Consider the following 13,305-nt stretch of genomic DNA (forward strand, 5'->3'; position numbering starts at 1 on the left):
AGTGTCGTGCGAGACGATCATGTCCACTTATTGCACGGAAAAAGGCCCGCTTTACGGCGGGCCTTTCTTGAAGAGATGATGAAAGGATCAGCGTGTCAGGCGCTTGTAGCTCACGCGGCCGGGCTTGATGCTTTCCGGGCCGAGGCGGCGGACCTTATCCTTTTCGTAGTCTTCGAAGTTGCCTTCGAACCATTCCACGTGGCTGTCACCCTCGAAAGCGAGGATGTGTGTGGCCAGGCGGTCGAGGAACATGCGGTCGTGGCTGATGATAACGGCGCAGCCGGCGAAGGCTTCCAGCGCTTCTTCGAGCGCTGCCAGCGTTTCCGTATCAAGGTCGTTGGTCGGTTCGTCGAGCAGCAGCACGTTGCCGCCGGCCTTCAGCATCTTGGCGAGGTGCACGCGGTTACGCTGACCACCCGAGAGGTTACCGACCTTCTGCTGCTGATCGCCGCCCTTGAAGTTGAAGGCGCCGCAATAGGCGCGCGAGTTCACTTCGAACTTGCCGAGCTTGATGATGTCGTTGCCGCCGGAGATTTCCTCCCAGACGGTCTTGTCACCCGCCAGCGTATCGCGGCTCTGGTCGACATAACCGAGCTGAACCGTCTCGCCGACAGTTACCGAACCGCTATCCGGCTGTTCCTGACCGGTGATCATCTTGAACAGCGTGGACTTACCCGCACCGTTCGGACCGATGACGCCGACGATGCCGCCGGGCGGCAGCTTGAAGGAAAGGTTTTCGATCAGCACGCGGTCGCCATAGGACTTGGTGAGGTTCTCGGCCTCGATGACAACGCGGCCAAGACGCTCGGCAACCGGAATAACGATCTGCGCGTCGCCGGGACGGCGGTTTTCAGCTGCTTCCACCAGTTCGTCATAGGCCTTGATACGGGCCTTGGATTTCGTCTGGCGTGCCTTGGGGCTGGAGGCGATCCACTCGCTTTCGCGGCTGATGGCCTTCTGGCGCGATGCATCTTCGCGGGCTTCCTGCTGCATGCGCTTGGCTTTCGCCTGCAGGTAAGCGGAGTAGTTGCCTTCATAGGGAATGCCGCGGCCACGGTCGAGCTCGAGAATCCAGCCCGTGACGTTGTCGAGGAAGTAGCGGTCGTGGGTGATCATCATCACGGCGCCGGGATAGTCGCGCAGGTGCTTTTCAAGCCACGCAATGGTTTCCGCATCAAGGTGGTTGGTCGGTTCGTCGAGCAGCAGCAGGTCCGGCTGCGACAGCAGCAGGCGGCACAGCGCCACGCGGCGGCGTTCACCACCGGAAAGGCCTGTTACGGCTGAGTCACCGGGCGGGCAACGCAGGGCGTCCATCGCCATTTCGACCTGGTTTTCGAGGTCCCACAGGTTCTGGCTGTCGATGATGTCCTGGAGCTTCGCGCCCTCATCCGCCGTTTCGTCGGAATAGTTCATCATCAATTCGTTGTAGCGGTCGACGATTGCCGTCTTGCTCGCCACGCCTTCCATGACGTTTTCCATCACGGTCTTGTTTTCGTCGAGCTTCGGCTCCTGCTCGAGATAACCAAGCGTCGCGCCTTCGGCCAGCCATGCCTCGCCGGTATATTCCTTGTCGAGACCGGCCATGATCTTCAAAACAGTCGACTTACCGGCGCCGTTCGGGCCGAGGATACCGATCTTGGCGTCGGGGTAGAAGGAGAGATGAACGTTCTCCAGAACCTTCTTCGCGCCATAGGCCTTGTTCAGCCCGGCCATGTGATAGATGAATTGACGTGCCATTGTAGCGAATGCTCCACATCGGATTTTTAAGAGTACGTATCGGGAAATTTGCCGCTATGTAGGGTAATTAGGACCTTGGGGCAACCTCTGGCACGATTATGACCCCATGATTATGACAAGGGATGTTATGGCAGGACAGGCGCGATCATGAATGAAACGACCGACGACTTGGCCTTCAGCCGTATTGAGAGACTGGAAGCCCCCTCCGGCGCATCCATCGCCTTTCGCCACCAGCCCTCCGCCCTTTCCCCGGCGCGCGGCGTGCTGATGATCTGCCACGGGCTGGTTGACCATGCAGGCCGCTATCGCCGGTTCGCGGATGTGATGTCGAAGCAGGGTTTCGAAGTCTATGCACACGACCATCGCGGCCATGGCCGCACGAGAGCGGCAGATGCGCCTCTCGGCCGTTTTGGCTGGAAGGACGGCGCGGAAAAGGTCGTTGCCGATGTCATGGCGATGCGCCGGATGGTTGGCGAAAGGCACCCCGGCCTGCCGGTGATCCTGTTCGGCCATTCCATGGGTGGCCTCGTGGCGCTTAACACCGCCGTCAGCCATCCGGATGCCTTCGACGGCCTGTCGATCTGGAATTCCAATCTCAATCCCGGCCTCATGGGCCGTGTCGCACAGGTTCTGCTGCGGCTGGAAAAAATGCTGAAAGGCTCTGATGTGCCGAGCGCCATTCTGCCGAAGGCAACCTTCCGCGCATGGAATGCCCGAATGCCGGAAAGGCGCACCCATGCCGACTGGCTGAGCCACGACAGGGCGGCGGTGGACGCCTATGTGGAAGACCCGCTCTGCCAGTTCGAGGCCAGTGTTTCCCTGTGGCAGGATGTTTTCCAAATGTCCTATCGCGCACCGAAACTCATCGAGCGCCTGCCAAAAGCCTTGCCGCTTCTGCTTGTCAGCGGCGATCAGGACGCCGCCACCAATGACGGCCAAGAGATCGTCTGGCTGGCGGAGCATTTCCGGGAGGCAGGCTTCAGCCATGTCGAGCACACGATCTACAAGGGCATGCGGCACGAGACCTTGAACGAGATCGGCTGGCAGGCCGTGGCGGTGGATTTCGCCGCCTGGTGCGGGCGCGTCGTCGGCGATTGAGGCGGCCTTTGCCGAAACGGAATAAGTCCATGAGATAAAATCACATGCGACGCGGCAAGCAGCGGTCTATAAACCGGCAGACACAAATACCGGGGGACAGATGACCGACATGCCGAACAGGAAACCGCCGCTATCAGGCATTCGCGTCATCGAGCTGGCGCGTGTTCTGGCCGGTCCCTGGGCGGGGCAGATGCTGGCCGATATGGGCGCTGATGTCATCAAGGTGGAAAACCCCGAGGGCGGCGACGATACCCGCGCATGGGGCCCGCCCTTCGTCGAAGATGCCGATGGAGAAAACCTCTCCGCCGCCTACTATCACGCCACCAATCGCGGCAAACGCTCCATCGTTGCCGATCTGAAGACGCCCGAGGGTTGCGAGCTGGTGCGCCGGCTGGTGCGCACCGCCGATGTCGTCATCGAGAATTTCAAGCGCGGCGGGCTTGCCAAATATGGCCTCGACTACGAGAGCCTGCGGGCGCTCAATCCGAAGCTGATCTATTGCTCCATCACCGGCTTCGGCCAGACCGGGCCTTATGCCGATCTCGCCGGATACGACTATATCGTGCAGGGCATGTCCGGCTTCATGTCGATCACGGGCGAAGCGGATGGCCAGCCGATGAAGGCGGGTGTTGCGGTGGCCGATATCTTTACCGGCATCTATTCCGTGTCAGCCATTCAGGCGGCCCTGATCCACGCCATTCGATCAGGCGAAGGCCAGCATATCGACATGGCGCTTCTCGATGTGCAATCGGCCGTGCTCGCCAACCAGAACATGAATTACCTGATTTCCGGCAAGCCTCCCGTCCGACTCGGCAACGCCCACCCGAATATTTCCCCCTATGAGGTGGTGCCGACGGCCGATGGCTTCCTCATCCTTGCGGTCGGCAATGACGGCCAGTTCCGCCGCCTCTGCAATATTCTCGGCATCGGTGCGATTGCCGATGACGAGCGTTACGCGACGAACAAGGCCCGCGTGGCCCATAAGGTCGAGGTGCGGCAGATCGTGTCCACGGAAACCTTGAAATGGCAGAAGCGCGATCTTCTGACCGCCTGCGAAAAGAACGCCGTCCCGGCCGGGCCGATCAACTCCATCGAGGAAATGTTCGCCGATCCACAGGTTCAGGCACGTGGCCTTCGCATCGATCTGGAGGCCGAAGACGGCACCGTCATCCCCGGTGTCCGCACACCGATTATCATGTCGCAAACGCCGCTGCGCTATGAACGCCCGAGCCCGAAGCTCGGCGAACATCAGGCGCAGGTGCTGGCCGAACTGGAAAACATCGAAAGGACCACGACGCCATGACTGCAGCCGGAATGAAAAGAACAGGCGGGCAATTGATCGTCGAAGCGCTGAAGGCCAATGGCGTCTCCCGCGTTTCCTGCGTTCCGGGGGAAAGCTATCTCGCCGTGCTGGATGCGCTTTATGAAAGCGGCATCGAAACCGTGGTCTGCCGCCAGGAAGGCGGTGCCGCCATGATGGCCGACACCTGGGGCCGGCTGACCGGCGAACCAGGCATCTGCATGGTGACCCGTGGTCCGGGCGCAACCAACGCCTCGGCCGGCCTGCATATCGCAAGGCAGGATTCCATTCCGATGATCCTCTTCATCGGCCAGGTGCAGCGCGAAGCGCGTGAGCGCGAGGCCTTTCAGGAAGTGGAATATCGCCGCGCCTTCACCGAATTCGCCAAATGGGTGGGCGAGATCGACGACGCCCGCCGCATTCCCGAATTCGTCACCCGCGCCTTTGCCGTAGCAACCTCCGGCCGTCCCGGCCCGGTGGTGCTGACGCTGCCCGAAGACATGCTGGTGGAAGAGGTCGAAGCGCCCCAGGCGAAGCCCTACACACCCGTCGAGGCACATCCTGGCCCGTCGCAGATGGCCGCCTTCGCAAAAATGCTTGATGAGGCAAAGCGCCCGGTCTTCATCATCGGCGGTACGCGCTGGTCCGAGGAAAGCGTCGCAGGCTTCAAGGCTTTTGCGGAAAAGCACAAACTTCCCGTCGGCTGTTCCTTCCGCCGCCAGATGCTGTTCGATCATCTGAGCCCCTCCTATGCGGGCGATGTCGGCATCGGCATCAACCCGGCGCTGGCCAAGGAGATCAAGGAATCCGACCTCGTGGTTCTGCTCGGCGGCCGCCTCTCCGAAATGCCGTCTTCCGGCTATACGCTGCTCGACATCCCCTACCCGTCGCAGAAACTCGTCCATATCTATCCGGAAGCGGAAGAACTTGGCCGCGTCTATCGACCGGATCTGGCAATCTGCGCCGCGCCGGATGATTTCGTTAGCGCCCTCTCCTCACTCACGCTTTCTGCAAATGCCGCATGGGCGGACCGCACCGCCGCCATGCATGCGGCCTATCTGAATTGGTCCACGCCACCGCAGACCGGCCCCGGCGCGGTGCAGATGGGTCCGATCATGGACTGGATCGAGGCCAATGTGCCCGAGGATGCGATCTTCACCAATGGCGCGGGCAACTATGCTACCTGGGTGCATCGCTTCCACCGCTTCCGTCGCTACAACACGCAATCGGCGCCAACATCAGGCTCGATGGGTTACGGTCTGCCAGCGGCGGTTGCCGCCAAGCATCTGTTCCCCGAGCGTGAGGTGATCTGCTTTGCAGGTGACGGCTGTTTCATGATGCACGGACAGGAATTCATCACCGCCGTGCGTTACGGGCTGCCGATCATCACCGTGCTGGTCAATAACGGCACCTATGGCACCATCCGCATGCATCAGGAGCGGGAATATCCCGGCCGTGTCAGCGGCACCGATCTCGTCAATCCGGATTTCAACGCCTTTGCCAAGGCCTATGGCGGCCACGGCGAAACGGTGGAAAAGACCGAAGACTTCGCCGCCGCCTTCGAACGGGCCCGTGCAAGCGGCAAGCCGGCCATCATCGAAGTAAAGCTGGATGCGGAAGCGATCACGCCGACACGTACCCTGACGCAGATCAGGACCCGCACCTGACATTGCCCTCCGATATTGGTGATAGACACGGCTCCGGCATGGTGTAAATCCTGACTGAGACTCACAGCTTAGGATACGACATGCCGGACGCAGCCCCTCCCGTCATTACTCCACGCGGCGCGAAGATCGAACCCTCGGCCGGCGCGCCTTTCGAGGCGGTGCGCGTAGCCCGCGACGTGCTGCACACATCCCGCACGGCAGCGCTCGCCACTCTCGATCCCGTCAGCGGTTATCCCTATACGACCGCAACCAATATCGGCATCGAGCCGGATGGCACGCCGTTCTTCTTCGCGGCCGGGCTGACGCTGCACGCCCGCAACATGGAGGCCGACCCGCGCATCTCGCTGACACTCGCCCCCTTCGGCAAAGGCGATGCGCTGACGCTGCCACGGCTGACACTGGTGGGCAAGGCGGAACAAATCGGCCCGGATGAAGTTCCACTCGCCATCGGGCGCTACATTGCCCGTTATCCCAAGGCCAAGCTCTATCTCTCCCTGCCCGATACGCGGCTTTACCGGCTGCGGACAGAGGGCGTGCAGATCAATGGCGGCCCGGCCCGCAACGCCAGCAACATCACGCCAGCCGATCTGCGCACCGATCTATCAGGTGCGGAAGAGTTGATGGCGGCGGCGGAAAGCGAAGCGACCCGCCTCAACGCCATCAAGGGCGAAGCGGCCCGGCTTGCCGTTCTGGCCGGCGCAAAATCAGGCCGCTGGACGATCACCTCCATCGACCCGGATGGCATCGATCTCGCCTCGGCCAGCGATCTGGCGCGGCTGTGGTTTGCTGAGCGGGTGACGACGTTGAAGCAATTTGAGAAGGCGCTTGCTTAGCCGGTGAGGTGACAGGCGCAAGCGATTCAAAAACCATGAAATTGCTTCTACTTGGCATTTTGTGGCCATGTCGCCCCGTCGCCCCGGACTGGATCCGGGTCCAGCGCGATCAAGTCTTTGATCGCAAAAGACTCTTTTTACGGCGCAGGCGCGGCGTGGCTGGATGCCGGGTCAAGCCCGGTATGACGGGGAGAGTTTTTTGACCCCATCCCATCAAAAAAGGCCGGGCTGCAATCCGCAACCCGGCCTTTTCTCAGAAATCAAACCGTTGCTCAGAGAGCAGCGGTCACGATGAACTCGACCTTGTAGTCCGGCGTTGCCAATGGTGCACCGCTGGTGGCGCGGGCCGGCGGGTTTGCCGGGTCGATCCAGCCTTCCCAGACGGCGTTCATTTCGCCGAAGGTGGACATGTCGGAGAGATAGATGATCGTCTGCAGGATCTTCGACTTGTCGGAACCGGCAGCGGCCAGCAGGCGGTCGACTTCAGCGAGAGCAGACTTGCTCTGTTCCGTAACGCTCGTGCCTTCGCCAACCTGGCCGGCCAGATAAACGATGTTGCCGTGAACGACGGCGCCGCTCATGCGCTTGCCCGGCTCGATACGCTTGATGGTCATGAAAAACTCCTGTTGATTGGCATTAAAAATCTAGATGCGCGGAAAATCAGCCGCGCAGGTGATGGGTCTTTTCGTAGATGGCCGTTGAGCGCGCGCCGGAGCGGCAATAACCAAGCATCGGGCGCTGCAATTCGTCCAGCGCATCCACCATGCCCGTAACGGCATCGGCGTCGACGCCGTAACGTCCAACCGGCACATGCATGATGGTGAGGCCAAGCTGCTCGGCACGCTCGGCAATATCGGCAAAAAGCGGCTGGCCCTCTTCTTCGCCGTCAGGGCGGTGGCAGACAATCGACTTGAAGCCGAGCGCCTTGATCTCGTCCAGATCAGCAACGCTGATCTGTCCCGTTACCGAATATTCGTCGTCTATGCGCCTGATATCCATGTCATACCTCCGCTGAAACCGGCGTCCGCGCCGCTGGCTGTCATCCTTAAATCCGCATCCGATGTAAGCGGTCAAACCCCATGCGTCAATGATGCGCGGCCTTCATTCGGTACGGCTCAGAGGATGGAAAAGCGCAGGCCGAAGGAACGGCTTTCGCCCGGCTGAAGAATATTGAACTCGCCCGCCGCCTCAAGCTCGCTACGCCCCACCCAGCGATGCGAAACCGGCTCGATGCCGAGCACATTGGCAGGCTCCTGCTGGTTACGCCACATTTGCAGATAGGGCAGCGTCTCCGTGCGAAAACGCACGGTCAGCGTCTTCCCGCCGATGGCCGCAATCGGGCCAAGCTTCAATTCCGCCCATTCGTCCTTGCCGGCGGAAACACAGAAAACATTGCCCGGCTCCTCGCCAAAACGCCAGCCATGGCCGCCGCCCTCCAGCATCGCGCCTTCGAGCCGCACGGCATCATCAAACAGGCGGGCGCCGACATTCATGTGATACATCAGGAACACCGGGATCGGCCGGTCTGACGTATTGACGATCCTGTCATCAAGGCTGACTTCGCCGCTTTCGCCATCGATGCTCCATGTCCGTTCCAGCAGCGCTGTGCCGCCATCGGCAAGCTTCACGGGAACCTCGACACGCGCCAGCGCATTGGACTCTTGAACATCGAAGACGATGATCGTCGCGGGATGCGAGGAGATGGAGCCATGCAGCGGATATCGACGCCCCTCACCGTCGCCATCGATCGGTTCGGGATGGCGGATATGGTCGGGACCGCAGGTGAACAGAAAGCCTTCCAGCGAATGGTCGATACGCGCATCGCCATCATCGGGAATGGCGCGGCCGGGCGCGATATCAATGCCATCGACGACGCAGGCGCCGATATCGAAAACGGAGGTTTCATCGAGGAAAATGCGTGGCGACCTGCCAGCCTGAAACGAACGCAAGATAACCTCCCTGTGGCACTAAAAACGCATGGTTCACGGAAACGCTACTAACCGTGACGGAAATTAAGATTGCATTAACCGCGAATTCACCTTTTTCACAATAGGGTCAAGATTGCGGTGTGTTTATCGGTGAACAAGCAAGGGATAGCAGAATCGTGAAACAGTTTCTTAACGCAGCTCTGGGTCTGACGGTCGCGCTGGTGGCGGTTTTCGCCCCGCTGCAGGCTGGTGCGCAGCAGCGTTATGGCGACCAACAGCAGACAATGCTGGTCACTCCGGACGGTCGTGTGCTCGACTTCATGCCGGAGCGCGGTGATATCGTCATCAGCCGTGATGCGATGGGTCGCACGGTGTTTTACGACCAGTACGGCAATCTCCTGGCCACCGAAATGCCCTCCGGTTATCAGCAGCGTCAGCAGGCACGCCAGCGCGACACCACCTATTATCCGCCCGCCCCCGGCGGCCAGTATCGCGAGCCGCAGCGCGACTATGGCTATCAGGACAATGGCAGCGTGCGCGATTACCGCGAATATCGCGGCGACGGCTCCGACGACAATTTCTATACCGGTTCTGTTCCCGCGCCCGGCGCGGTTGAAAGCGGCCCACTCGGTCAACCGATGCCCGGCGAGAGCACCACGGCCGCCGTTCCGCAGCCGGATCACCTGATTGAGCGGCATACGCCGGTGACCACACCGGTCAACCGCTCGCGTCAGGAAATCGTCGCGCTGCAGACCTTCCTCGATCGCGAGGGCATCTCGCCCGGCGTTATCGACGGCAAGATGGGCGACAACGTCAACAAGGCGATTGCCGCCTGGCAGGACATGACAGGTGAAAAGCTCGATCCGAACAATTCCGATGATATTCTGGAGCGGCTGCGCGCCTCCGGCGGCATGCCGATCGTGGATTATACGATTACCGCCGCCGACGCCGCCGGTCCCTATGTCGCCTCCATTCCGGACGACTATGCCGCAAAATCACAATTGCCGGCCCTCTCCTTCACCTCCACGTCCGAGGCGCTGGCCGAACGCTTCCACATGGATGAGAACTACCTGAAGGAACTGAACCCCGGCATCGATTTCTCCGTGCCCGGCACCATCATCAAGGTGGTTAATCCCGGCGAGACGAAGAAGGGGCAGGTCGCCCGTATCGTTGCGCACAAGGGCATCAAACAGGTCTTCGCTTATGGTCAGGACGGCAATCTGATCGCCGCCTACCCCGCCACCATCGGCTCCACGGATACGCCGTCGCCGAGCGGCACGCATACGGTGGAGCGCATCGCGCTCAATCCGGGCTACACCTATAATCCGAAGATCAACTTCAAGCAGGGCCAGAACGACAAGATCCTGCAGATCCCGCCGGGTCCGAACGGCCCGGTCGGCACGGTCTGGATTGCCCTGTCGAAGCCGACCTACGGCATTCACGGCACGCCGGAACCGTCCAAGATCGGCAAGACCAACAGCCACGGCTGTATCCGCCTGACCAACTGGGATGCGACCGAACTGGCGAAAATGGTCCGTCCCGGCGTGGTGGTCGAATTCGCGGAATAGATTGACTGGAACAAAAAAAGAAAAAGCCCGGCGGTTTGGTCCGCCGGGCTTTTTTCGTTGATGGAGTTTCAGTCGCGCTTTTCCGTCAGGAAATATAGAAGGGCCGCCACCGGCAAGGCGAAGCCGATCCACGAGGCGGCCTGCCATTCGCCGACAGCATAGGCCCAGCCGCCCACGGCGGAACCGATCGCACCGCCCATGAAGAACGTCGCCATGTAGATGCCGTTCAGGCGGCTGCGGAATTCCGCTCCGAGCGTAAAGATCGCCCGCTGGCCGAGCACCAGATTGGTGGTGACGCCGAAATCCAGAACGATGGCCGCGACGACCAGAATGGCGAGCGCCAGATGTGAGCCTTCAGGCGCCAGATGGGTGACGACGAAGGAGAGCGCCACCGCCACCAGTGCAAAGAAGGTGGCCGCACGCGTCCAGCCGCGATCGGCCATCCGCCCGGCAATCGGGGCGGCCACGGTGCCGGCCGCACCGGCCAGTGCAAAGAGCGCAATCTCGCCCTGACTCAGATTAAAATGCGGCCCGCTCAGATAAAGCGGCGTCGTGGTCCAGAACAGGCTGAAAGCCGCAAACAGGAAGGCGTGATAGATCGCCCGCCGCCGCAGGATCGGCGTGTGAAGCGCCAGCCGGCCCATCGAGGCCATCAAGGCCCCATAGCTCAGCCGCGCATCGGGCATGCGGGTGGGCAGAAGCCGGAAAAGCACCACGGCAAGAAGCGCCATGACTGCCGCAGACGTCAGAAAAACACCGCGCCATGACACCACTTCCGACAGGAGGCTGGATACCGGCCGCGCCAGCATGATGCCGGCCATCAGCCCGCTCATGACATTGCCGACGACCCTGCCGCGAATGGCGTGCGGCGCCATATGGGCGGCATAGGGAACGATGACCTGTACCGCGACCGAACTGACGCCGACCAGGAAGGCCGCAATCAGAAACGGGGCCGCATGCGGCGCGAATGCCGCTCCCACGAGGGAAAGCACCGCCATCGCGACGGAACTGACGACCAGCTTGCGGTTTTCAACGAGATCGCCAAGCGGCACGACAAACAGCAGACCGATACCGTAACCGATCTGAGTCAGGGTTACGATAAGGCCGGTAGCGCCGACGGAAAGACCAAGTTCCGCCCCGATAATGCCGGCAAGCGGCTGGCCATAATAAAGATTGGCGGCAATCAGTCCGCAGGCTGTCGCCAGGAGGAAAGTCAAAGCCGGGGAAATGGATGTTGCCTCAACATCATCCCCTTCAATTACACGCGTCGTCATCATTTTCTCCAATATGGAAACAATCGTTTCCTAAATAATCACAAAAATCACTCGGCAAGCTTCATGGCGATATCCACCACGGCCACCATGTCTTTGAGGCTGCGCCCCGTCTTTCCCACCACGCGCATGCCGTACATCATGCACAACATCGCCCGGGCGAGATCATCGGGATCAGCCTTTGAACCTACGGAACCATCCTTCTGCCCTTCGGCAACGAGACGGGCGACGATGCGCTCCCTCGCCTTCACAGCCCGCTCGACCACAACTGCAATGTCGTCATCCAGAGCCGCCAGATCGGCAGCAGCACCAACCACCAGACATCCGTCAGAACCGACACCGCCATGCGACCGTTCCGCATAGAACATCAGGCCTGCCCTAAGGCGCTCGTAACCGGTATCGAAACCGGCCACCGCTGCCTCGAAACGCTCGGTCTGTACGGTCCTGTAGCGCTCCATCGTGGCGATGAACACGGCCTTCTTGTCCTTGAAGGCCTTGTAAAGACTGCCCTGCGCCAGTTCCATCGCATCGGTGAGATCGCCAACGGAGGTGGCGTGGTAACCGCGTCTGGAAAAGACACGGATCGCGCCATCAAGCGCATGATCGAGATCGAACTCGCGTGGCCTGCCGCGATGGCGCTGTTCCTGAGAATTGGGTTGGGCGATATTGGTCATGGCCGCAATATAGGAAACGATCATTTCCAAATCAAGCAGATAATTTGTCGCCTGCGCCCGGTTAGTCGGATGAAGCCGGGCGTCTCGCTATTTCCCGATACAACGCCTCGGCAGAAACGCCTATTTCAGCTGCGAGGCCCTTCCATTGACCCTTGGGCGGAAGCCTGCCTTCGTTGACGGTGATCCATGCATCGAGCCGCGCGCTGACCGAGCGCAGCGCCAATATTTCCGCACGCGTTCTGACATTTTTCAACTCGACGGAAATGTGACTTATCCATTCCAGCGCGAATGCTGGCTCGCGTTCAAGCAATTGCCGCAGCGTGCCGATTGGCACGAACAATGCGCGCCCTGCTGTCATCGCGATGGCGTCGCAGTGATATTGCTTCGAGAAGACCGAGGCTTCGGCAAGAATCGTCAGGGGTCCCGCGCGCTGCAACACTGCACTATGTCCATCCGCCTGAAACCGCATCAGGTGGACGTAACCCTTGGCGACCAGCGCCAGCATGTGAATGGGATCGCCCTGATGAAAAAGGTATTCACCTTTTTCAAAGGATCGGGAGATGGACGCCCTCGGGCGAAGCTGGTCAAAAATCGAACTCGACATGATTTCTATCATGTCCGGCAAACCGGCCGGCTGGCAAGCTCAGGGGATCGCAACAGCTCGGACAGCACCCATGAAATTCACGGTTCCTGTATTCCTCACCGCCCTTATCCCCCTCTCCGCCATGGCGGAAGAGCAGCATCGCCACCAGTCTCCCTATGCGGGCCAGCAGAGCCGAACCATCAAAAGCCTGTCGGCCGAGGATATGGCCGAACTGGAACAGGGAGGCGGATGGGGCTTTGCGAAGGCCGCCGATCTCAACGGCATGCCGGGTCCCTCACATGTCGGAAAGATGGCGACCGAACTGGCGCTGACGGTGGAGCAGAACACCGCCGTCGAGCAGCTGTTTCAAACCATGCGAAAAGATGCCGCGACAGAAGGCAGGCAAATGATCGCCGGCGAAGCGGCGCTGGATGCGAGCTTCCGTAACGGCGCAATCGATGCGGATCAACTGCGCGCGCAGCTCGACCGTATTGAAGAAAGCCGCGCCAGGCTGAGATACATCCACCTTGCCGCTCATCTCGAAACGGTGAAGCTGCTGACCAAGGAACAGATCGCACGTTACAACAAGCTGCGCGGCTATGCGCCTTAACGAGCCGGAAAATGTCCTCTGGCCTTAAGCAGGCGG

Annotated in this window: 13 protein-coding genes; 6 read left to right on the forward strand and 7 right to left on the reverse strand. The window is 60.6% G+C overall.

Annotation, left to right across the window (positions count from 1 at the left end):
• Positions 1–87: 87 nt before the first annotated feature.
• Positions 88–1,737: an energy-dependent translational throttle protein EttA gene (gene ettA / locus QRN60_RS10475; protein ID WP_004430692.1), complete on the reverse strand. Its 1,650-nt coding sequence runs from the start codon at positions 1,735–1,737 to the stop codon at positions 88–90.
• 147 nt (positions 1,738–1,884) lie between these two features.
• On the opposite strand from ettA, the gene QRN60_RS10480 reads away from it, so the two are divergent.
• The 4 genes from QRN60_RS10480 to QRN60_RS10495 all read left to right on the forward strand — a co-directional run bounded on the left by QRN60_RS10480 (position 1,885) and on the right by QRN60_RS10495 (position 6,635).
• Entirely contained in the window at positions 1,885–2,835 is a 951-nt protein-coding gene (locus QRN60_RS10480) for an alpha/beta fold hydrolase (RefSeq protein ID WP_129564905.1), read from the forward strand.
• Between the two features lie 100 nt (positions 2,836–2,935).
• Positions 2,936–4,138 carry a succinate--glutarate CoA-transferase gene (gene caiB / locus QRN60_RS10485; RefSeq protein WP_004430689.1) on the forward strand — a complete coding sequence of 401 codons (1,203 nt, stop codon included), beginning with the start codon at positions 2,936–2,938 and terminating at the stop codon, positions 4,136–4,138.
• Complete coding sequence (locus QRN60_RS10490) at positions 4,135–5,802, forward strand: thiamine pyrophosphate-binding protein (RefSeq protein WP_165000634.1); 1,668 nt, start codon at positions 4,135–4,137, stop codon at positions 5,800–5,802. The genes caiB and QRN60_RS10490 overlap by 4 nt, the downstream gene beginning before the upstream one ends.
• A gap of 80 nt (positions 5,803–5,882) precedes the next feature.
• Positions 5,883–6,635 carry a HugZ family pyridoxamine 5'-phosphate oxidase gene (locus tag QRN60_RS10495; RefSeq protein ID WP_099086048.1) on the forward strand — a complete coding sequence of 251 codons (753 nt, stop codon included), beginning with the start codon at positions 5,883–5,885 and terminating at the stop codon, positions 6,633–6,635.
• Between the two features lie 272 nt (positions 6,636–6,907).
• Here QRN60_RS10495 and QRN60_RS10500 read toward each other — a convergent pair whose 3' ends face one another.
• From QRN60_RS10500 to QRN60_RS10510, 3 genes are all read right to left on the reverse strand, one after another.
• Positions 6,908–7,249 carry a RidA family protein gene (locus QRN60_RS10500; protein ID WP_020813574.1) on the reverse strand — a complete coding sequence of 114 codons (342 nt, stop codon included), beginning with the start codon at positions 7,247–7,249 and terminating at the stop codon, positions 6,908–6,910.
• A gap of 46 nt (positions 7,250–7,295) precedes the next feature.
• A complete protein-coding gene (locus QRN60_RS10505; protein ID WP_004430682.1) occupies positions 7,296–7,634 on the reverse strand; it encodes a protein tyrosine phosphatase family protein in 339 nt (112 codons plus the stop codon).
• Between the two features lie 116 nt (positions 7,635–7,750).
• Positions 7,751–8,584, reverse strand: a complete 834-nt coding sequence (locus QRN60_RS10510) for an aldose 1-epimerase family protein (RefSeq protein WP_284765448.1) — start codon at positions 8,582–8,584, stop codon at positions 7,751–7,753.
• A gap of 155 nt (positions 8,585–8,739) precedes the next feature.
• Here QRN60_RS10510 and QRN60_RS10515 point away from each other — a divergent pair, with 155 nt between their 5' ends.
• Entirely contained in the window at positions 8,740–10,131 is a 1,392-nt protein-coding gene (locus QRN60_RS10515) for a L,D-transpeptidase family protein (RefSeq protein WP_004430680.1), read from the forward strand.
• 68 nt (positions 10,132–10,199) lie between these two features.
• On the opposite strand, the gene QRN60_RS10520 is transcribed toward QRN60_RS10515, so the two are convergent.
• From QRN60_RS10520 to QRN60_RS10530, 3 genes are read right to left on the reverse strand one after another with little or no spacing between them, the layout of a single operon-like run.
• Positions 10,200–11,405, reverse strand: coding sequence for an MFS transporter (locus QRN60_RS10520; protein WP_174069797.1), 1,206 nt, complete (start codon positions 11,403–11,405; stop codon positions 10,200–10,202).
• 47 nt (positions 11,406–11,452) lie between these two features.
• Positions 11,453–12,100: a TetR/AcrR family transcriptional regulator gene (locus QRN60_RS10525; protein WP_004430676.1), complete on the reverse strand. Its 648-nt coding sequence runs from the start codon at positions 12,098–12,100 to the stop codon at positions 11,453–11,455.
• 37 nt (positions 12,101–12,137) lie between these two features.
• A complete protein-coding gene (locus tag QRN60_RS10530; RefSeq protein WP_087744600.1) occupies positions 12,138–12,692 on the reverse strand; it encodes a Crp/Fnr family transcriptional regulator in 555 nt (184 codons plus the stop codon).
• A 58-nt stretch (positions 12,693–12,750) separates the two neighbouring features.
• Here QRN60_RS10530 and QRN60_RS10535 point away from each other — a divergent pair, with 58 nt between their 5' ends.
• Positions 12,751–13,269 (forward strand): Spy/CpxP family protein refolding chaperone, encoded by a 519-nt coding sequence (locus QRN60_RS10535; protein ID WP_004430673.1) that lies wholly within the window; start codon positions 12,751–12,753, stop codon positions 13,267–13,269.
• Positions 13,270–13,305: the final 36 nt, after the last annotated feature.

Origin of the sequence: Agrobacterium sp. CFBP2214 (assembly GCF_030209895.1) — a bacterium.
In the GTDB taxonomy this organism is placed as follows: domain Bacteria; phylum Pseudomonadota; class Alphaproteobacteria; order Rhizobiales; family Rhizobiaceae; genus Agrobacterium; species Agrobacterium radiobacter.

Bases quoted from the DNA above. Each gene is read 5' to 3' on its own strand.
- ettA (WP_004430692.1), bottom strand. From the start codon at position 1,737: ATGGCACGTCAATTCATCTATCACATGGCCGGGCTGAACAAGGCCTAT.
- QRN60_RS10480 (WP_129564905.1), top strand. From the start codon at position 1,885: ATGAATGAAACGACCGACGACTTGGCCTTCAGCCGTATTGAGAGACTG.
- caiB (WP_004430689.1), top strand. From the start codon at position 2,936: ATGACCGACATGCCGAACAGGAAACCGCCGCTATCAGGCATTCGCGTC.
- QRN60_RS10490 (WP_165000634.1), top strand. From the start codon at position 4,135: ATGACTGCAGCCGGAATGAAAAGAACAGGCGGGCAATTGATCGTCGAA.
- QRN60_RS10495 (WP_099086048.1), top strand. From the start codon at position 5,883: ATGCCGGACGCAGCCCCTCCCGTCATTACTCCACGCGGCGCGAAGATC.
- QRN60_RS10500 (WP_020813574.1), bottom strand. From the start codon at position 7,249: ATGACCATCAAGCGTATCGAGCCGGGCAAGCGCATGAGCGGCGCCGTC.
- QRN60_RS10505 (WP_004430682.1), bottom strand. From the start codon at position 7,634: ATGGATATCAGGCGCATAGACGACGAATATTCGGTAACGGGACAGATC.
- QRN60_RS10520 (WP_174069797.1), bottom strand. From the start codon at position 11,405: ATGACGACGCGTGTAATTGAAGGGGATGATGTTGAGGCAACATCCATT.
- QRN60_RS10525 (WP_004430676.1), bottom strand. From the start codon at position 12,100: ATGATCGTTTCCTATATTGCGGCCATGACCAATATCGCCCAACCCAAT.
- QRN60_RS10530 (WP_087744600.1), bottom strand. From the start codon at position 12,692: ATGATAGAAATCATGTCGAGTTCGATTTTTGACCAGCTTCGCCCGAGG.
- QRN60_RS10535 (WP_004430673.1), top strand. From the start codon at position 12,751: ATGAAATTCACGGTTCCTGTATTCCTCACCGCCCTTATCCCCCTCTCC.